The organism is Acinetobacter lwoffii, assembly GCF_024129355.1.
In the GTDB taxonomy this organism is placed as follows: Bacteria; Pseudomonadota; Gammaproteobacteria; order Pseudomonadales; family Moraxellaceae; genus Acinetobacter; species Acinetobacter lwoffii_I.
The window spans coordinates 18,800-37,566 of sequence record NZ_JAMXXP010000014.1 but is presented as its reverse complement, the minus strand read 5'-3'; the positions used below and the strand labels follow the sequence as shown (position 1 = coordinate 37,566).

Genomic DNA, 18,767 nt, shown 5'->3' with positions numbered 1-18,767 from the left:
AAGAACGAAGTGTAAATGCAAGTACTTCTCATTTTAATTATATAAAAATCAAATATTTAACCATGGTTAAGCTTTGCAAATTCAATTGCTTTTCGCCATAATAGCAAAATACAGGTAGGGAGTTATTCAAATGCGCGGAAATCCAGAAGTCGTAGATTATTTAAATATGTTGATCGGTGGCGAACTGGCTGCTCGTGACCAATACTTGATTCACTCTCGTATGTATGAAGATTGGGGATTGACCAAAATCTTTGAACGTATCGATCACGAAATGCAGGAAGAGTCCCAGCATGCGGATGCAATTATCCGTCGTGTTCTGTTCCTGGAAGGAACGCCAAACATGCAGCGCGATGACGTTGAGATTGGCGACGATGTGGTGAGCTGCCTGAAAGCCGATCTAAAACTTGAATACCACGTGCGGGAAAAACTGGCGCAGGGCATCAAGTTATGCGAAGAAAAAGGTGACTATATCAGCCGTGATATGTTACGCCAGCAAATGTCGGATACCGAAGAAGACCATACTTACTGGTTAGAAAAACAATTGCGTTTAATCGAACTGATTGGTCTGCAAAATTATATTCAGTCACAGATGTAAAACCGGATGAATAAAAAACCCAGCACATGCTGGGTTTTTTATATCTTGAAAATGCTTAGTTGTTGTTACTCATAATGCCAATTTTTTTGACTTCCAGTCGTTGAGCCGCCGCCATGACCATGGCGATATGCTTATATTCTGTCGCACGATCTGCTTTGATTTTAATCTGATCCTGATCCGCTTTTTGCGCTACTGTCTTGAATAAATTTTCCAGAGCCTGGGTATTTTCTACTGGTTGATCATTCCAGAAAATCTTACCTTGTGCATCCAGACGTAATTCCACCAGCTCCGGCGGTTTTTCATCGGTTACAGGAGGCGTGCCATTTGGCAGGTCAATATTAATCGAGTTATTTGGTAATGGAATCGTGATAATAAACATAATCAGCAAGACCAGCATGACATCAATCAGTGGCGTCATGTTGACATCTAACATCACATCATCATCTTGATTTGAACCAACATTCATACCCATAAACTTAATCCCTCTTTGTGCTTAAGGTGTAGCGGGCGGAGTGGTGACAAAAGCAATTTTGCCGATACCGGCCTGTTGGGTGGTACTAATCACCTGATCAATTGCTTCATAAGGCGTTATCTGATCACCACGGATATGCACTTCAGGCTGAGGTCGCTTTTGAGCTTCTGCCTGTAATCGGCTCAGTAAAACCGTCTTATCCGGGATATAAGACTCATTCCAGAAAATATCGCCGGTTTTATTGACGGCCAGCTGAACATTTTCTGGCTTGGTTTCATACGGGACATTACGTTCTTCTGGCAGATCGACTGGTACGGTATGAATGGCAACCGGTACAGTAATCAGGAAGATAATGAGCAGAACCAGCATAATATCAACCAAAGGTGTGGTATTAATGGTTCCAATTACCTCATCATCGCTGTCGTTTGAATTGACCATCATTCCCATGGCTGATACCTCACTCTTACTTCACGTCACGATTAACAGGATTATTGGTTGTAATTTCACCGCTGAGTAATACTGCGTGTAAATCAGAACCAAAGGTACGTACTTCTTCCATGACCGCTTTATTACGGCGAGTCAACCAGTTGTAGCCGAGTACCGCAGGAACTGCGACTGCCAGACCGATCGCTGTCATGATCAGTGCTTCACCCACTGGACCTGCTACTTTATCAATCGAAGCCTGACCAGAAACACCAATCGCGGTAAGCGCGTGGTAGATTCCCCAAACGGTTCCAAAAAGTCCAACGAAAGGTGCGGTAGAACCGACTGTCGCAAGGAAGGCCAGGCCACCACTCAGATGGTTCTGGATTTTATCGATCGCACGGGAAATTGAGATGGTGACCCAGGTATTGAAATCAATACGCTCAAGTAGTGTACCGCCATGATTTTTAGTTGATTTAATCCCTTTTTCCGCAATAAAACGGTAGACGCTGGCTTCGTCCAGATTCTCGGTTGCATTATCTAGAGAAGATGATTCCCAGAATTGGTGTTCAGCTTCCTTGGCTTGCTTACGGATCTTACTTTGCTGTAAACATTTGCTGATCATGATGTACCAGGTACCGATCGACATAATGACCAGAATGAACAGGGTGACTTTAGATACCATGTCACCTTCTTTCCACATGGCTTCCAGACCATAAGGATTGTGAGCAGGTTCTTCAGCCGCAGCAGGTGCTGGAGGCGTCGGTTCAGCCGCTGTCGCTGGTGTTGCCGCTGTATCCGTTACGGTACTGGTTGGCGTAGCAGACGGTTCGGCAAAAACTGCTTGCAGGGGCAATAAAGTGCTCATGGCAATTACACCGGCAGCAGTCATGTTTTTTAAAGGTTTTAGTGATTTTTTCATCATAGATCTCCTGATTTTTTTCTTTATCTGTTGTATCTGTTAGTCAAGGACAAATTCATAGGGAATGTCATACCAAGATTCTTGCGGCTCGCCATTTTTCATTGCTGGCTTGAAAGTACATAAACTGAAGGCCTTGGATGCTGCACGATCCAGCGCACGACTACCGCTCGACTTTTTCACTTTGGCATCCTGGACCTTGCCGGTGGTATTTACATATACAGAGATCAAGACTTCACCTTGTTCTTCATTCATTAGTGCATCACGTGGATAGTCTGGGCGTTTACAACCTGCTTCACCTTGTGAAACACCACGAGTGACACCAGCGGGTGGAGGGGCTGGTGCTGGAGCGGCTGCGACTACTGGAGCCGGTGCTGCTATCGGACTTGGTGAAGGATTCGCTGCAACGGGAGTAGGCACTGCAACAGTTGTCGGTTGGGTTGGCGTTGGAAGTGTTTTCTGTACAGGAACGACTTTTTCAACCGGTTTCACCTCAGGCACTTGTGCCACTTTTTCCACGATTTTTGGTGGTTCAGGTGGTGTTTCTTTTGGTGGCTCAGGTTCAGGCGGCTTAATATCTTGAATAATCATTAGCTCAACCGGCTGTTCCGTCGGTTTAATAATGTCTTTTGCCATACCAGCCATGAGTACCAGGCCAACCAGGATATGCAAAAAAACAACGACCCCAATACCAGTCAGTTTTTTGGCGGAGTTTTTTTCTAAGTCTTCAAACTTTGTGCCCATCATGACTCCTAGAATTTAAGACAAACAGGAAATAGTGCACTGATGAGAATTTTTTTTGATTACAGGCAGCATTATTTTTTGTTTGGCTAAAATTAAACGGGGAAAACCGCAAACACCGCTTGGCAGCAGTGTTTGCGAAGTAATTAATTAAAAGAATTTATAGGTACCACGTAAGAAGTAAGCGCGGCCTGTTGGATCGCTATAACGTGGGTCATAACCGTATTGGAAGTTATCCATTACGTCAGAGGCAGGTGGTTCTGCATCGAACATATTTTTAATACCGGCAGTTAGCTCCAGATTTTTAAATCCTTTGTAAGTGCCAGAAATGTTGTATACGGTGTAGTCAGCAACATCGCGTTCTTCTGAATAGTCTTCATAACCACGAACGAACTGTTGTTCAAACACCATTCTCCAGTTTTCATAAGACCAGTTCACGTTTGCAGTATGTTTCCAGCGAACCACTGCTGGGTCATCATAAACACCGACATAACCTTCCCACTCGCCGCCTGGTTCACTTTGGTAATCCATTTTGATCACATAAGTACCGTCAATACCAAAACCGAAGCGGCCAGTTGCCGTCATTGGAGAAAGATAGTTCAAACTCAAATCAATACCTTGGGTTTTCAAGCCACCGGAGTTAATCAAGTTAGTTGAGATATGATCGATACGACCTTCTGCATTACGAACAAAGTATTGAGCATACTTTTCTGGATCACCAAAAATTGATGCTTCACCAATCGTTCCCACTAAGTTTTCAATTTCGATATTGTAGTAATCGGCAGTGAAAACTAAGTTTTTGATCGGTTCAAAGACAAAACCAGCCATGTAAGATGTTGACTCTTCTGGACCTAGTTCAGAATTGCCGCCTTGTGTACGGATAAACTGGGTATTACATTCAGTTTGGTATCTGGTTTCAGTTGGTGTACCACCCGGGCAAAGAATCGGGTCATTATATCTTGCACCAGTCCAAGTTCTGACCGAAGGAGCATTGACCTCATATAAGCTTGGTGCACGGAAACCAGTACTGTAAGAAGTACGGAACATGAGTTCTTTAGCTGGTTCCCAACGTAAAGCCACTTTAGGATTAAAGGTGTCACCAAAATCGCTATAGTCATCATAACGAGCAGCTAACTGTAATTCCAGGTTGGTCAATAAAGGTACTTGGAGTTCAGTAAATACTGCACTAATGTCACGATCGCCTGAGCTTTTTGGTTTATTTGGATCAATACCACTGCCTGGAACTTGAGCAACAATTTCAGAATTTACAGTTGCTTCCCAGTCTTGTTTGGAGAAACTGCCACCGAGTGCAAAACCGACATCACCTGCAGGCAGTGTGTAGATTGGACGACTCACGGTAAAGTCAATTGTAGTGGATTCTAAAGATGCCTGATTGGTATCGCCTTTGACATCAAAAGTGTTCCATAAGCCGGCATTGGCTGCTGCTTGTGGGCCAAATGGGTTTAAAGTTCCATTATCAAGTGCAGCCTGAACTCTACTGCGGTTTAAATAACCACTTACGAAACTGTCAGTCGCATCACTTTTTGCATAAGTAACACCACCATTCATATCCCAACCGTATGCTTCACCTTCAATCCCTGCAAAGATACGGTTCGATTCGTTAATTGACTTAGAAACACGGTTACCGCCTTGTGAACGTAGATACAGTTGTAATGTGTTAGTCGCCAAGCCATCAACTGCTGGAGTAATACCTTTGCCAGGGTAATATTGACTGGCATAAGGCAAGGTCACACTACGACTATAAACATCAGGCGCAATTGAAGTGGTTACTTCATCACGTGCATAGATATACTCACCAATCGCATTAAAGTTATCTGACAATTTGAAAGTTGCGCGACCTAACGCAGAAAGATTCTCTTGTTCAGGCACAATACCAATAACAGTTTGGGTATTTAAATAACAGAAACCATCTTCAGCAACAGTATCTTTGGTATTTAAACAATTATCCCCATAAGGGTTACCCAAAATACCTGTGATAGGATCGTAGAAGTTTGCAGGGAAAGCATTTGCTGAACTGCCATCAATTCCTAATTCAGGAAGTACCCCACCACGGCGGCTGACTTTACGGTCTTTTGCCCAAATCGTATCTTGTTTTCGGTAATCGATCACACCGTAGACATTAAAACCTTGTTCATCTAGATCGCCATATCCCCCAAAAAGCGAAACGTCAATTTTTTCGCCGCCTTTTTCTTCAGGAATTTGACCACCTAAAGTAATGCCCACGCCTTCATATTGCTTTTTCGTAATAAAGTTGATTACACCACCCACTGCATCTGCACCATAGACTGCAGATGCGCCGTCACGTAAGACTTCAATGCGCTCTACCAATGCGAGAGGGATGTTGTTTAAGTTGGTTGAATCGGTACCAAATGCACTGCTTGCAACACGGCGACCATTAATTAAAACTAAAGTTTTATCCGAACCAAGACCACGTAAATTTGCTGTTGAACCACTGGTATTACTGGCACCGACATTTTGTGCTGTGACATAACTTGCTTGGTTGGCACTGACTTTCATCAATGCTTCTTCTACAGTGGTTACCCCCTGATTCACCAGATCTTCACCTTTAATAATCGTGATTGGTGAGGCGCTTTGTGCAGCTACTCCTTTAATAGATGAACCTGTCACTGTCACTTTTTGAACCTTGGTAGGTTGAGCGGCAGAGTTTTCTGGTTCATCGGCTGCATGTGCCAAAGACAAGCACATCATACTTAAGCTGAGTGCGCTTAACTTGAGTAGTCTTTTGCTGACGGTTGGAGCCCCCATAGATCCGACCAATTTATTTTTTTTCATCGTAAATTTCACCCTTTTGTTATGTGAAGTAGTGCTGGGTTGATCTAAGCAAGGCGGATGCCAACTTATAAAATTTTATATTTTTATATTTTTAAATTATTGAAAAATATTGATTTAATTGAATGAGGTTTGAATTTATCGAGCGATACTGAAGAAAAATTAAGAAGTCTGTGTATCGAATCTGAAGAAAGAAGGAAGTGAGACCCCTGTCAAAGCAATAAATAAATATTTAATGAATAAGAAAGGAATCTAAAACTGAAAGAGAAATTGAATAAAGTTTAATCATGGTGCATAATTTTTACATAAAATATACAATAATTTAATAAGATAATAATTATATATTTCATTTGCTTATGTGTGTATTTTCTTGGGTTGAAACAGTGGGAGGATGCAATAATATGAAACAGGTCTGGTTTATTTTTGTGCAGACTAGGCTTGAAGCTAGATTTTAAGAATAAACATTAAATTAATGATTCATGGAAAATATTATGTTATTGATAATGTTTTAAATGATTAATAAAAATAAGCTTTTTTGAGTTAATAACAGGAAAAAAACGTTATTTTTTGAGGATGGCATGAAATTCGCTTTGTTCAGTTTATTCCATCTGTCCAGCTTTGACCCATCCATTGAAGCAAATATGGGATGATGTGTTAAAGACTTCCTATAGCAATTAAAACTTCAAGATCAAGAATAGGTACAAATTTGAAATCATCATTTTTCAGTATGACAATTTTGGCCTTGGCCATGACTACGGGGCAAACCTCCTGGGCAAAATCATCTGCACATCCGGATAAAGTTTTAAACTTGGCTTTCGAAGCACCTGATGATGGTTTTGATATGGTCAAAACCTATAATTTTTATAGTGGTAGCGTTGCTGAAGCTATTTTTGAGCCTTTATTGCGTTATGACTATCTGGCGCGGCCTGCAATCTTGGCTCCAAATACAGCTGAATCTTTACCCAAGGTTGAGCAGGATGGCAAAGTTTATACCTTTAAAGTCAAGCCAGGAATTTATTTCAGTGATGATCCGGCATTTCAGGGCAAAAAGCGTGAACTGGTGGCGCGTGATTATATCTACTCCATGCAAAGGATCATGGATCCCAAAAATCATTCTCCTTCTTTTTCTTTTATTGAGGGGAAAATCCTTGGGGCAGATCAGGTCATCCAGCAGGCTAAAAAAACTGGCAAGTTCAACTACGATGCAGCTATTCCCGGTTTAAAAGCACTAGATAAATATACCTTACAAATTACCCTGACCCGTTCCGATCTGAATTTTCCATATATTCTGGCCTATGTGGCTTTTAGTGGTACCGCACGGGAGGTGATCGAACATTATGGTCATCGGGCAGGTCAGCATCCGGTTGGAACAGGGGCTTATCAGTTACACAAATATGTGCCGCGTAGCCGTATTGAACTGACCGCTAACCCGAATTATCGTGGTTTTGTCTGGAACTTTAAGGGCGATGGTTCCGAGTGGGATCAACGTATTGTCAAAGCCATGCAAGGCAAGCAGATGCCGCAAATTGGCAAGGTCAAAATCAGTATTATTGAAGAGGAACAGTCTCGCTGGCTGGCTTTAAAGTCTGGACAACTGGACTATGACAAACTGACTGCGAGCGGCGCCGAACAGGCACTGGAAAATAAGCAGCTGAAAAGTGAATACAAGAAAAAAGGCATCCTGCACTATCCGAATAAAGAACCGGAAATTACCTACACTATCATGAATATGCGTGATCCGGTGATTGGTGGGAATTCACTGGAAAAAATTGCCTTACGTCGTGCTCTCGCCTTGTCCTATAACCAGAAAGAAGCTATCCAGCAGTTGTACAAAGGTCATGCCGATAAAGCTGAAATGATTTTGCCAGAGGGAGTAGGTGGACATGACCCGACGTATAAAAGCAGTATTGCTTATAACCCATTACTGGCCAATAAACTGCTTGACCGCTTTGGTTATAAGAAAGGCGCTAATGGTTACCGTAGCTTGCCTGATGGCAAGCCTCTGATACTAAAAATGAATTCAACCAGCTCAAGCTCTTCGGTGATTTCTGCAGAATTATGGAAAAAAAATCTGGATGCGATCGGGGTGCGAATTGAGTTCAAGGTCAGTAATTTTGCTGACAATTTAAAAGAAGCCACCCAATGCAAGCATATGATGTGGGGGGGAGCCTGGATTGCGGACTATCCGGAAGGGGAAAACTTTGCCCAGTTACTGTATGGGCCAAATGCGCAGCAAGGCAACCTGAGTTGCTATACCTCAAAAGCCTACGACGCATTGTACCAGACCGCGATGAAACTGCCGCCGCAGCAGCGGACGCCATATTATGAGCAGATGAACCGTCAGATGGAAGCCGATAATCCATGGATTCTGCACAATACCCGTATACGCAACTGGTTGATTCATCCGCATGTACAGGGCTTTAAGGCCCATCCGGTGACCAGAGCAGTTTGGCAATATATGGATATTGAACCTGTTAAAAAATAACTTGAGAAGATTAAGAACCAGTATGAATGTGAATAAAAATACTTTAAAAAAACTGGCCAGTGGGGTGTTAGTAGCCGGTTTGATGATGGCAGGGAGTGCATCGACATGGGCTGCCAATCCTGCCAACCCGAATAAGGTTTTAAAAACAGTATTTCTGGCAGCTGAAACCGGTTTTGATCCGGGTTATATCCATGACCGTTATTCGGCCAAGATTAATTCGGCGATTTTTGAGACCTTATTTACCTATGACTATCTGGCCTCGCCGGCAAAATTAGTGCCATTGACTGCAGTCAGTCTGCCTCAAGTGAGTGCAGATGGCCTGACTTATACCATCAAAATAAAAAAGGGTATTTACTTTGCCGATGATCCGGTCTTTGGCGGTAAAAAACGTGAACTGACTTCGTATGACTATGCTTATAGCTTGAAACGTCTACTGGACCCAAAGCTGCATTCACCGAACAGCTGGTTGCTGGATGGCCGAATTAAAGGGCTGGACGCATGGATGGCCCTAACCAAAAAGAATGGCAAAGCCTATGAAAATCCGTTTGAAGGTATTCAGACCCCAGACCGCTATACCTTGGTATTAAAGCTGAATAATCCGGATCAGAACTTTCCGATGTTGCTGGCACATGGGCCTGCCGCTGCAGTGGCTCGTGAAGTGATTGAAAAATATAAAGATAAGGCGGGTTGGGTCATGAATAGGCCAGTGGGAACTGGCCCTTACGTGCTCAGCCGTTGGACACCAGGCTCACGGATTATCTTAAAACCAAATCCAGCTTATCGTGGTTTTGTCTGGGACTTTAAAGCCAGTGGTGCAGAAGATCAGGCCATTGTAAAAGCCATGCAGGGCAAAAAAATGCCTCAAATCGGCACTATTGATGTGCGTGTTATTGAAGAAGCGCAATCACGGATGCTGGCATTTAAGAAAAATGAACTGGACTTGCTCGAAATTGAGGGTGATATCGTCGTTCAGGCCCTCGATGGCGATAAATTAAAGCCTGAGCTGGCTCAGCAGGGGGTGAAGCTGTCACGTATTTTAGAGCCCTCCATTAGTTACCATTACTGGAATATGCAAAACCCGGTCGTGGGTGGTTTCGCGCCAGAAAAAATTGCCTTACGTCGTGCCATGGCGATGGCATTTTCTGTGGAAAACATGATCAATGTATTACTTAAGGGAGATGGAGCAAAACTGCACATGCCTATTCCCCCAGGAGTAGCAGGCTATTCACCGTCCTATAAAAGCAGTATTCCCTATTCAGTCAAAGCAGCCAATATGTTGCTCGACCGCTATAACTACAAGATCGGTGCAGATGGCTGGCGCAAGACGCCTGAAGGGAAACCTCTGGTGATTGAACTGATTACTGGGAATACCAGTCGGGGCCAGCAACAGGGTGAGTTCTGGAAAAAGACCCTGGACAGTATCCATATTCAGCTGACCAGTAAGGCCATGCCATTCGCTGAAGGCATCAAGCTGGAAAAGCAATGTAAAACCATGTTCAAGAGTTCTGCATGGATTGCCGATTATCCAGATGCTGACAACTTTATGCAGTTGTTCTATGGCAAGAATGTCAATGTCACCAACAATGCCTGTTTCAAGCATCCTGAGTTTGACCGTCTTTACGAGCAAACCCAGAGCATGCCGCCAGGTCCGGAGCGTGATCTGCTCTATCGCAAAATGACCCGGATTCTGGAAGTCAACATGCCGACCCTGATGCTCTATAGCACCTACCGTAATGTCTTGACCCAACCCCAAATTATTGGACATAAGTCCCATCCGATTCTGTCTTCAGAATGGATGTATATCGATATTAATACGAAAAAGTAAGAAAAAATCTGGAGATGAATATGAAATCAAAATCTTTAAAATTAAGTACCTTATGTTTAATGATGATGGGGGGATATCAAGGTTTAGCGGCAGATACCCAAGTACAGCTGCTGCCATTGTTCAAGGCTGCAGAAATTCCGTCTTTATGTGATGCCAGTCTGGCTTCCATGCAAAAAGATATCCAGATATTTGAAAATAAGAAAATTAAAAATAAAGCCAAGGCAGGGCCTTATCTGGCTGAATGGGATGAGTTGCATGCCAAAGCCCGGGATTTCGGTGCTGCAGTAGGACTATATAGTAATGTCGATCCGGATCCTGCATTGCGTCAGGCAGCCGATGACTGTGAACTTAAAATCAGCAAATACCAGACCACCCTGTATCAGAATCCTAAACTGTATGCCCAGTTCAAGAAACTGAAAGCCAGCGATCCGATTGATCAGAAATTTTTAGAAGATATTCTGGAACAGTTTGAAAACACCGGGGTACAACTCAGTGCAGAAAAACAGAAACGACTGAAAGAAATTATTGAAGAAAGTACCAAACTGGGGCAGGATTTTTCCAAAAATGTGCGGGATAACCCTGAAAAAGTTGAATTTACTCCAGCTGAAATGAAAGGCCTGCCAGAAAGTTACATCGCAAATTTAAAGAAAAATGAAAAGGGCAATTATCTGCTTGGCTTTGATTATCCGGAATACCAGCCTTTTATGGAGCTGGCAGAAAGTGATGAAGCACGCAAACGTTACCAGACTGCTTACACGCGTCGCGGGACCGAACAAAACCTGCAATTCATGAAAAATGCCATTGATCTGCGTTATGAAATGGCACAACTTTTTGACAAGGAAAGCTATGCCCATTCTGCGCTTGAATTCCGCATGGCCAAAACTCCGGAAGCAGTGAACGGTTTTCTGGATGAGGTTTATGCCAAAGTTGCACCTCTAGAAAAGCAGGATGTAGAACAATTACGTCAGTTCAAGGCTGAAACTTTAAAAGTTCCATTAGAGAAAGCAGAAATTACACGCTGGAATCAGGGTTACTGGAGTGAAAAACTGCGTCAGGCCAAATACAAGGTAGACCAGGAAAAATTACGGGATTATTTCCCGACAGAAGCATCGCAAAAATGGTTATTCGCTATTTCTTCGGAACTCTATGGCATTGAGTTCAAGCCGGTGAAAGTCAAGGCCTGGCATGATGAAGTGGAATATTATGCGGTACATGACAAAGCTACGGGCGAATTTCTGGGCGGATTATATGTCGATAAATACCCGCGTGAAGGCAAATATGGGCATGCAGCTGTCTGGGGAGCTTATGGCGGCAGTACCCTGAATCAGCGTCGTCCAGTATCAGTACTGGTGACCAATTTTAACCGTAAGGGCTTGAACAGCAACGAACTGGAAACCTTTGTGCATGAAATGGGTCATGCCTTGCACGGGATTCTATCGAAAACCCGCTATACAGAACAGTCTGGTACCTCGGTAGAGCGTGACTTTGTTGAAGCGCCGTCACAGATGTATGAAGAGTGGGCACGCCGTCTGGAAACCTTGTCAAAAGTAGCGGATTACTGTGAGCCGGCATGTCCTCGTGTGGATGCTGCCATGACTGAGCGCTTAAAAAATGTGAAGAATTACGGCCGAGGCCTGCATTATGCCCGTCAGGCTTTATATGCCCAATATGATATGGCCCTGCATGGTAAAGATGCAAAAAACATTGAGCCTTTAAAACTCTGGCAGGATATGGAAGGTAAAACTGCCTTGGGTTATGTTAACGGTCAGCAGTTCCCGGGACAGTTCGGGCATCTGATGGGCGGCTATCAGGCAGGTTACTACAGCTATATGTGGTCTGAGGTCATTGCCCTGGATATGCTTTCCTCCTTTGGCGATCAGCTGATGGACAAGAAAGTCGGTGCGCATTATCGCAATACGGTCCTGGCTCAAGGTGGTCAAAAGCATGGCGAGCAAATGGTGAAAGACTTCTTGGGTCGTGATCCGGACAGCAAAGCTTTCTTTAATGAAATCTCTGGAAAAAATTAAGGAAGGCAAGCGATGCTGGCATATATTATTCGACGGCTTTGGCAAATGATCCCGACCATGCTCGGGGTGATTTTGCTGATTTTCCTGCTGTTTAACTGGGTAGGCGGAGACCCTGCCTATATTCTGGCCGGTAAAATGGCCAATGCGGAACAGATTGAAAACATCCGTCAGCAACTGGGTGTGGATCAACCGTATTACGTACAACTCTGGATCTTTATCAAGCAGATTTTAACCTTTGATTATGGGGTGAGCTGGAGTACCGGAGAATCGGTGGCACAGATTATCACCACCCGTTTGGGGCCCTCACTGACCATTCTGATTCCACTGACCATTCTGCAAACTATTATTTCTATCATTTTGGCTTTGGGTGTGGCTTCGGTTCGTGGTTCTTTGACAGATCGCATGATCATGATGCTGTGTACGATCGGTATGTCGATCAGTATTCTGGTTTACATCATCGTGTTCCAATATTTCCTGGCCTATGAACTGAGCTGGTTCCCGGTACAGGGCTGGAGCGATAATTTTGCCGATAATCTTTTCAAATATGCCTTGTTACCTGTGCTGATTATGTTGGTGGTAAGTATCGCACCAACACTACGCCTGTATCGTAGTTTTGTACTGGATGAAGTCAATCAGGACTATGTACGTACTGCGCGTGCCAAAGGCCTGGGTGAAAACCGTATCATGGGCGTGCATGTCTTGCGCAATGCTTCGATTCCGATTATTACCGATGTGATGGCAGGACTTCCGGCACTGCTGATCGGTGCTTTCCTGATCGAACGTTTTTTTGGTATTCCGGGAATTGGCCGTGAAGTTATTATTGCGGTAGAACGTTCCGATTTTCCTGTGATTAAAGCCATTACGGTCTATGTCGCTGCTGCGACCATGATATTCAACCTGATTGCCGATCTGATCTATAAATGGGTCGATCCGCGTGTACAGTTGAAGTAGGTGAATTATGCTGAGTGCGATATTTAAAAAAGAACAAGCGGCTGAAGCAGCACCTGAATCGGCTTCAACAGGATTATGGCAACTGGCCATGCGCCGTTTGAAACGTGACCGGATTGCCATGTTTTCCCTGTATGTGGTGCTGTTTTATCTGCTGCTGCTGGTACTGTCAATGAGCGGCCTGATTGCCAAAGACTGGAATAAAGAAGTGGCGGTCAGCTATGCACCGCCGAGTTTTATCAGTGCAGCGCCAGTTCCGGCTGTATCTGATACAGAGCAGGGCGCAGAATCTGTACCTCTACCAGTCAATCCAGTTGATCCTTTAAAAGATGTCATTGCTGAATTGAATGCTGAAATTGCTGCTGAGCAGGGTGCTGGTGCAGGCATCGATTATTATGGAGTGGTCGATCCGCTGGCAGAAGACATGAAGGCCATTAATCAGGAGCTCGGCGGCCAGCTGATGGATGAAAGTGGGGAACTCAAGCAAAGTCTGGTCTTCGGCGCCGATAAATGGGGACAGGATGTTTTACAGAAAACCATCAAGGGGGCTGAAACCTCGATTCTGGTTGGACTGATTGCAGCCTTTGTCGCTGTACTGATTGGAACTGCACTGGGTGCAATAGCAGGTTACTTTGGTGGCTGGGTCGATGATCTTCTCAACTGGTTTTATAATATCTTTACTTCGATTCCCTATCTGTTGCTGGTTTTGGCGATTGCCGCAGTGTTACAACAAAAAGGTATTTTATCAATCATCCTGATTTTAGGTCTGACTGGCTGGACCGGGGTCTTCCGTTTGGTTCGTGCCGAATACATGAAACATACGGCACGTGAATATGTGCTGGCTGCCAAGGCGATTGGCGTGAGCAATATGCGTCGTATGTTTGTCCATATTTTTCCCAATGTCAGCCATATTGCCCTAGTACAGATGTCTATTTTGGTGGTGGCATTTATCAAGTCTGAAGTCATTTTGAGCTTTCTTGGTTTCGGTGTGCCTATCGGGGTAGTGTCATGGGGCAGTATGCTAAATGAAGCGCAAAGCGAGCTGATTTTGGGTAAATGGTGGCAACTGGCGGCAGCCTCAATCGCCATGGCGGTATTGGTGACTGCTTTCTCGATGTTTACCGATGCACTCCGTGATGCATTAGATCCAAAACTGAAATAGGAGCGCAACGATGTCTGAAATCAATCCAAGCACAGCACCTGCGTTACTTCGCGTAGAAAATCTGCGAGTCAGTTTTAAAGGTGAAAATAAAGAATATATTGAGACCGTAAAAGGGGTTTCTTTCGAGATTCCGGCTAATACCACGGTTGCACTGGTAGGTGAATCGGGGAGTGGCAAGTCGGTTACTTCCCTCGCCACTATGGGCCTGCTTCCGGCAGAAAGCGCACGTATTTCAGAAGATAGCCAGATCATCTTTGAAGGGAAAAACCTGCTCAAGCTTAAAACCCGTGAAATGCGCCAGATGTGCGGCAAAGACATTGCCATGATTTTTCAGGAGCCGATGTCTTCGCTAAATCCGGTATTTACGGTAGGCATGCAGATTGCAGAAATCCTGCAACTACATTTGGGCATGAATAAAAAACAGGCACGTCAACGTACTCTGGAACTGCTCAAAGAAGTGGGTATCCCTACGCCAGAAACTAAAATCGATGCCTATCCGGGGCAGCTTTCCGGTGGACAGCAACAACGGGTCATGATTGCCATGGCCATTGCCTGTGAACCTAAACTGTTGATTGCAGATGAACCGACCACAGCTCTGGATGTGACTATTCAAAAGCAGATTCTGGACTTGCTGGAATCGCTGCGGCAACGTCGCCAGATGTCGATGCTGTTTATTACCCATGATCTGGCATTGGTTGGTGAAATTGCTGATCAGGTGATTGTAATGCGTCATGGGGAAATCCGTGAACAGGGTCCGGTTCGGGAGGTGCTGGACCGGCCTCAAGACATGTATACCAAAGCCTTGTTACACTGCCGTCCACAATTGTCGCAACGTCCGTTACGTTTGCCGATGATCAGCGATTTTATGAAACAGGATGGCTCAACCTGGCTAGAAGATATCCGTCTGAATACTCAGCTTCCGCAACGTTCACGTGGGCTAAAGGGTGGAGAGGAAATTATTCTGGATGTACGGGATCTGAAGAAATCTTTTTATAGTCGTAAAGGACTGTTTGGCAAAGATGAATTTCAGGCAGTAAAAGGAGTTTCTTTCCAGCTGGCCAAAGGAAAAACCTTGGGGCTGGTCGGGGAGTCCGGTTCGGGTAAAACCACCATCGGTTTATTACTGATGCGTCTGCAACAGGCTACAGGTGGTAAGGCACTGTTTCAGGGGCGGGATATTTTGGACATGTCGGAAAAGGAATTTACCCAGTATCAACGTAAAATCCAGATCATTTTTCAGAATCCCTATGCTTCGCTGAATCCACGTTTTACTGTTGGACAAATCCTGATGGAACCGATGCAGATTCATAAAATTGGTCAGGATGATGCAGAGCGCAAACAAATGGCCTTGGATCTGTTGGAGCGGGTCAGCTTGCCTGCACAGGCTTTTTATCGTTACCCGCATGAGTTTTCAGGTGGTCAGCGTCAGCGAATTGCGATTGCACGTTGCCTGACCTTAAAACCCGAGATTTTGATCTGCGATGAATCGGTCTCGGCACTGGATGTCTCAGTACAGGCGCAGGTGCTGAATTTACTGCAAGATTTGCAGGATGAATTCGGACTCAGCTATATCTTTATTTCACATGATTTGTCGGTAGTGAAATATATTTCAGATCAGATCATGGTGCTGAATCATGGTGAATTGGTGGAAATCGCCAATTCAGATGAATTGTATCAATCTCCACAGCATGAATATACCAAGCGTTTAATCGGTGCTATCCCGCAAGGGATTCCACAAAGTGCCTGATGCATAAGGCATAAAAAAGTCAGGCAATGTGCCTGACTTTTTTATTTATCTTAATTAAAACTTTTTAAAGCCTTTGTTGACGCCATATGGACGGCGCGGCGCATTTTCATCACGCTCTTCACGGCGGCCGAAACCTTGATCAGGACGGTTTTCACGACGTACAAACTGAGTGCCATTCTGGTTTTCAGCTCTGTCACGACGACCATAAGCATTGTCATCACGACGCTCACGGCCAGTATTATTTTGTGGTTGCTCATCACTGTCACGACGTTGCTGACGCAAGAAACCGCCACGGCGCGCAGCCATCGGTTTGTCTTGCATACGCTCGTTACGGCGTTTCGCCATACCAAACAAGCCTGTACCTTGACGTGGCTTCAATTCCACAGCTTTGGTCAGGTTGTCGATATCGTTTTTATCCAGTTCAATCCAGCGACCGGTACGCAGTTCGCGTGGCAAAATCACAGTACCATAACGGGTACGCAGTAGACGGCTGACTTTCAGGCCTTGTGATTCAAAGATACGACGTACTTCACGGTTACGACCTTCTTTCACCACGACCTGGAACCAACGGTTGATCCCGTCACCGCCCAGTTCAGAGAAAGATTCGAATTTTGCCGGACCATCGTCTAGCACCACGCCTTTAAGCATGTTGTTACGAATTTGTGGCGTTACTTCACCCATGACACGAACTGCATATTCACGTTCGATTTCATTCGATGGGTGCATCAAGCGATTCGCAAGTTCACCATCATTTGTGAACAAGAGTAGACCGGTGGAGTTAATATCCAGACGACCGACCATCACCCAGCGATCGCCCGGAATAGCAGGCAGCTGTTCAAACACGGTCGGACGGTTTTCAGGATCGCTACGTGAGCAGATCTCGCCTTCAGGCTTGTAATAGATAATGACACGACGACGGATTTCGTCTTCAATCTGGAAGGCAACTTTACGACCATCGATGCGAAGCTCATCACCTGGTTCGATTCGTTCACCCACTTGGGCAATTTGCCCGTTGACACTTACACGACCCGCGGCAATGACTTCTTCCATATAACGGCGAGAACCCAAACCAACGCGTGCAAGCACCTTTTGTAACTTTTCACTCATGACAGCATAACCTTAGAAATAATTATCAACAGTTCACCTATTTATGACTTCGGTGCATTCGCATCGAGGGCCATAAAAGCTTCCTTGGCATCCTGCAGGGGAGGCAATTGGCCCAAACTATTCAGGCCAAACGCATTTAAAAATTGTGGCGTTGTCATTAACAACGCAGGTCTTCCAGGGAGTTCACGAAATCCAGACTCTTTAATCCAGTTCCAGTCAAACAGCGTACGCAAGTTTTGACTGTTATTCGTGACACCACGAATTTGTTCAATATCCGCTCGGGTCACTGGCTGGTGATAAGCAATCACCGCAAGCGTCTCTAGTAATGAAGGCGACAAGCGAGCCGGTCGCTCAGGCCAGGTCTGTGCAATAATATTACGATATTTTGCACGCACTTGAAAACGATAACCTTGTGCTGTTTCAATCAGTTCGATTGAACGGCCATGCATCAGCATGGAAAGTTGTTGTAAATACTGACGTAATTCCTGCTTGCTATAGCGATCTTGAAAAGCTTCTTTCAGACGAGCCAATGAAACCGCAGAGTCGCTGGCAAAAATAATGGCTTCAAGCTGCATTAATACTTCATGCAGATTATCTTCTGCAGATAACAGCGTATTTTGATCGAGTGTCATTGACTGGCTCCTTGAATTGCGAGCGGGGCTTCAATACCTGTAGCAATAATCTGAATTTTTTGTTGTCGGGTCAGTTCCAGCACCGCCATAAAGGTTACCACCATACCCATACGGCCTTGGCTCGGTTTTAACAAGTCCTTAAAGCTGAGTATTGCGCCAGTTTCAATACAACTTTCAATATAGGCAATACGTTCTTCCAGCAGTACCGGTTCCTGTTGCACCTGATGAATCACCGGTTCAGGACGGTTAAATATACAAAGCAAGGCATCACGCAATAAATCGCTTGAATAGCCTTCATTCGGCTGCTGGATTTCGCCCAAACTGACGTTGGTGGTGAAAGTGTCACGTTCCAGAATCGGCATCTGGCCCAGACGTTCTGCTGCCTGTTTAATTCTTAAATAATTTTCTAAACGGTCAATCAGTTCTTGTTTTGGATCCTGTTCAATCGCAGTCAGGCTTTTCGGTTTCGGCAAAAGCAAACGTGATTTCAGATCTGCCAGTAAGGCCGCCATCACCATATAGTCGGCCGTCAGCTCGATGTTCAGGGATTTCATCGCGTCCATATAAGACAAATACTGCGCTGCAATCGGCGCGATATCGACCTGTAACAGATCAAAACCGTTTTTTTGAATCAGGTAAATTAAAAAGTCGAGTGGGCCTTCAAAATGTTCTAATAAGATTTCAAATGCCGCTGGAGGAATGTACAGATCCTCTGGAATTGTATCCTGCCATTCATCCAGAACCCGAATGTGCGGAGCAGATTCCATAGTGTTATGGATAATTTGAGTCATTACAATTATAGGCCACGCGAATTTTCAAAGGCATGCAAAGGCTTGATTTTCGGTATCTGATCGAAAGAAAAGCACAGGATTA

Annotated in this window: 15 protein-coding genes; 7 read left to right on the top strand and 8 right to left on the bottom strand. The window is 44.6% G+C overall.

Features of this window, described 5'->3' with window-relative positions:
- Nucleotides 1–130 precede the first annotated feature (130 nt).
- On the top strand, nucleotides 131–595 hold the full coding sequence (gene ftn, locus NI468_RS08805) for a heteropolymeric bacterioferritin subunit Ftn (protein WP_004646080.1): 465 nt from the start codon (nucleotides 131–133) through the stop codon (nucleotides 593–595).
- 55 nt (nucleotides 596–650) lie between these two features.
- Here ftn and NI468_RS08800 read toward each other — a convergent pair whose 3' ends face one another.
- The 5 genes from NI468_RS08800 to NI468_RS08780 all read right to left on the bottom strand — a co-directional run bounded on the left by NI468_RS08800 (nucleotide 651) and on the right by NI468_RS08780 (nucleotide 5,964).
- Nucleotides 651–1,067, bottom strand: coding sequence for an ExbD/TolR family protein (locus NI468_RS08800; RefSeq protein ID WP_153566852.1), 417 nt, complete (start codon nucleotides 1,065–1,067; stop codon nucleotides 651–653).
- A gap of 21 nt (nucleotides 1,068–1,088) precedes the next feature.
- Entirely contained in the window at nucleotides 1,089–1,514 is a 426-nt protein-coding gene (locus NI468_RS08795) for an ExbD/TolR family protein (protein ID WP_004730650.1), read from the bottom strand.
- Between the two features lie 16 nt (nucleotides 1,515–1,530).
- Nucleotides 1,531–2,415, bottom strand: coding sequence for a MotA/TolQ/ExbB proton channel family protein (locus NI468_RS08790; protein ID WP_171260784.1), 885 nt, complete (start codon nucleotides 2,413–2,415; stop codon nucleotides 1,531–1,533).
- A 36-nt stretch (nucleotides 2,416–2,451) separates the two neighbouring features.
- Nucleotides 2,452–3,153 carry an energy transducer TonB gene (locus NI468_RS08785; protein ID WP_005107731.1) on the bottom strand — a complete coding sequence of 234 codons (702 nt, stop codon included), beginning with the start codon at nucleotides 3,151–3,153 and terminating at the stop codon, nucleotides 2,452–2,454.
- 147 nt (nucleotides 3,154–3,300) lie between these two features.
- On the bottom strand, nucleotides 3,301–5,964 hold the full coding sequence (locus tag NI468_RS08780; protein WP_071851445.1) for a TonB-dependent receptor: 2,664 nt from the start codon (nucleotides 5,962–5,964) through the stop codon (nucleotides 3,301–3,303).
- A gap of 724 nt (nucleotides 5,965–6,688) precedes the next feature.
- Between NI468_RS08780 and NI468_RS08775 the strand changes: the two genes are divergently transcribed.
- The 6 genes from NI468_RS08775 to NI468_RS08750 are packed head-to-tail and all read left to right on the top strand — an operon-like array spanning nucleotide 6,689 to nucleotide 16,155.
- The gene (locus tag NI468_RS08775; RefSeq protein ID WP_253101392.1) at nucleotides 6,689–8,446 is read left to right on the top strand and encodes an ABC transporter substrate-binding protein; all 1,758 of its coding nucleotides are present in this window, start codon (nucleotides 6,689–6,691) and stop codon (nucleotides 8,444–8,446) included.
- Between the two features lie 22 nt (nucleotides 8,447–8,468).
- Nucleotides 8,469–10,271, top strand: coding sequence for an ABC transporter substrate-binding protein (locus tag NI468_RS08770; RefSeq protein WP_253101386.1), 1,803 nt, complete (start codon nucleotides 8,469–8,471; stop codon nucleotides 10,269–10,271).
- A 20-nt stretch (nucleotides 10,272–10,291) separates the two neighbouring features.
- Entirely contained in the window at nucleotides 10,292–12,298 is a 2,007-nt protein-coding gene (locus NI468_RS08765) for a M3 family metallopeptidase (protein ID WP_164542807.1), read from the top strand.
- Between the two features lie 12 nt (nucleotides 12,299–12,310).
- A complete protein-coding gene (locus tag NI468_RS08760; RefSeq protein ID WP_004279216.1) occupies nucleotides 12,311–13,249 on the top strand; it encodes an ABC transporter permease in 939 nt (312 codons plus the stop codon).
- Nucleotides 13,250–13,256: 7 nt separating this feature from the next.
- Nucleotides 13,257–14,408 (top strand): ABC transporter permease, encoded by a 1,152-nt coding sequence (locus tag NI468_RS08755; RefSeq protein WP_004646090.1) that lies wholly within the window; start codon nucleotides 13,257–13,259, stop codon nucleotides 14,406–14,408.
- A gap of 10 nt (nucleotides 14,409–14,418) precedes the next feature.
- Nucleotides 14,419–16,155, top strand: coding sequence for an ABC transporter ATP-binding protein (locus tag NI468_RS08750; protein WP_138742768.1), 1,737 nt, complete (start codon nucleotides 14,419–14,421; stop codon nucleotides 16,153–16,155).
- 54 nt (nucleotides 16,156–16,209) lie between these two features.
- Here the strand turns inward: NI468_RS08750 and rluB are convergent, their stop codons facing one another.
- From rluB to NI468_RS08735, 3 genes are read right to left on the bottom strand one after another with little or no spacing between them, the layout of a single operon-like run.
- A complete protein-coding gene (gene rluB / locus NI468_RS08745; protein ID WP_005107723.1) occupies nucleotides 16,210–17,262 on the bottom strand; it encodes a 23S rRNA pseudouridine(2605) synthase RluB in 1,053 nt (350 codons plus the stop codon).
- Nucleotides 17,263–17,303: 41 nt separating this feature from the next.
- Nucleotides 17,304–17,894, bottom strand: coding sequence for an SMC-Scp complex subunit ScpB (gene scpB / locus NI468_RS08740; protein WP_005104832.1), 591 nt, complete (start codon nucleotides 17,892–17,894; stop codon nucleotides 17,304–17,306).
- Nucleotides 17,891–18,685 carry a segregation and condensation protein A gene (locus NI468_RS08735; protein ID WP_004279221.1) on the bottom strand — a complete coding sequence of 265 codons (795 nt, stop codon included), beginning with the start codon at nucleotides 18,683–18,685 and terminating at the stop codon, nucleotides 17,891–17,893. The genes scpB and NI468_RS08735 overlap by 4 nt, the downstream gene beginning before the upstream one ends.
- Between the last annotated feature and the right edge of the window lie 82 nt (nucleotides 18,686–18,767).

Coding starts and splice junctions, on each gene's coding strand:
- NI468_RS08760 (WP_004279216.1), top strand. CDS start 12,311: ATGCTGGCATATATTATTCGACGGCTTTGGCAAATGATCCCGACCATG.
- NI468_RS08735 (WP_004279221.1), bottom strand. CDS start 18,685: ATGACTCAAATTATCCATAACACTATGGAATCTGCTCCGCACATTCGG.
- NI468_RS08795 (WP_004730650.1), bottom strand. CDS start 1,514: ATGGGAATGATGGTCAATTCAAACGACAGCGATGATGAGGTAATTGGA.
- NI468_RS08780 (WP_071851445.1), bottom strand. CDS start 5,964: ATGAAAAAAAATAAATTGGTCGGATCTATGGGGGCTCCAACCGTCAGC.
- NI468_RS08770 (WP_253101386.1), top strand. CDS start 8,469: ATGAATGTGAATAAAAATACTTTAAAAAAACTGGCCAGTGGGGTGTTA.
- NI468_RS08785 (WP_005107731.1), bottom strand. CDS start 3,153: ATGGGCACAAAGTTTGAAGACTTAGAAAAAAACTCCGCCAAAAAACTG.
- NI468_RS08755 (WP_004646090.1), top strand. CDS start 13,257: ATGCTGAGTGCGATATTTAAAAAAGAACAAGCGGCTGAAGCAGCACCT.
- NI468_RS08790 (WP_171260784.1), bottom strand. CDS start 2,415: ATGATGAAAAAATCACTAAAACCTTTAAAAAACATGACTGCTGCCGGT.
- NI468_RS08800 (WP_153566852.1), bottom strand. CDS start 1,067: ATGGGTATGAATGTTGGTTCAAATCAAGATGATGATGTGATGTTAGAT.
- NI468_RS08765 (WP_164542807.1), top strand. CDS start 10,292: ATGAAATCAAAATCTTTAAAATTAAGTACCTTATGTTTAATGATGATG.
- ftn (WP_004646080.1), top strand. CDS start 131: ATGCGCGGAAATCCAGAAGTCGTAGATTATTTAAATATGTTGATCGGT.
- rluB (WP_005107723.1), bottom strand. CDS start 17,262: ATGAGTGAAAAGTTACAAAAGGTGCTTGCACGCGTTGGTTTGGGTTCT.
- NI468_RS08750 (WP_138742768.1), top strand. CDS start 14,419: ATGTCTGAAATCAATCCAAGCACAGCACCTGCGTTACTTCGCGTAGAA.
- NI468_RS08775 (WP_253101392.1), top strand. CDS start 6,689: ATGACAATTTTGGCCTTGGCCATGACTACGGGGCAAACCTCCTGGGCA.
- scpB (WP_005104832.1), bottom strand. CDS start 17,894: ATGACACTCGATCAAAATACGCTGTTATCTGCAGAAGATAATCTGCAT.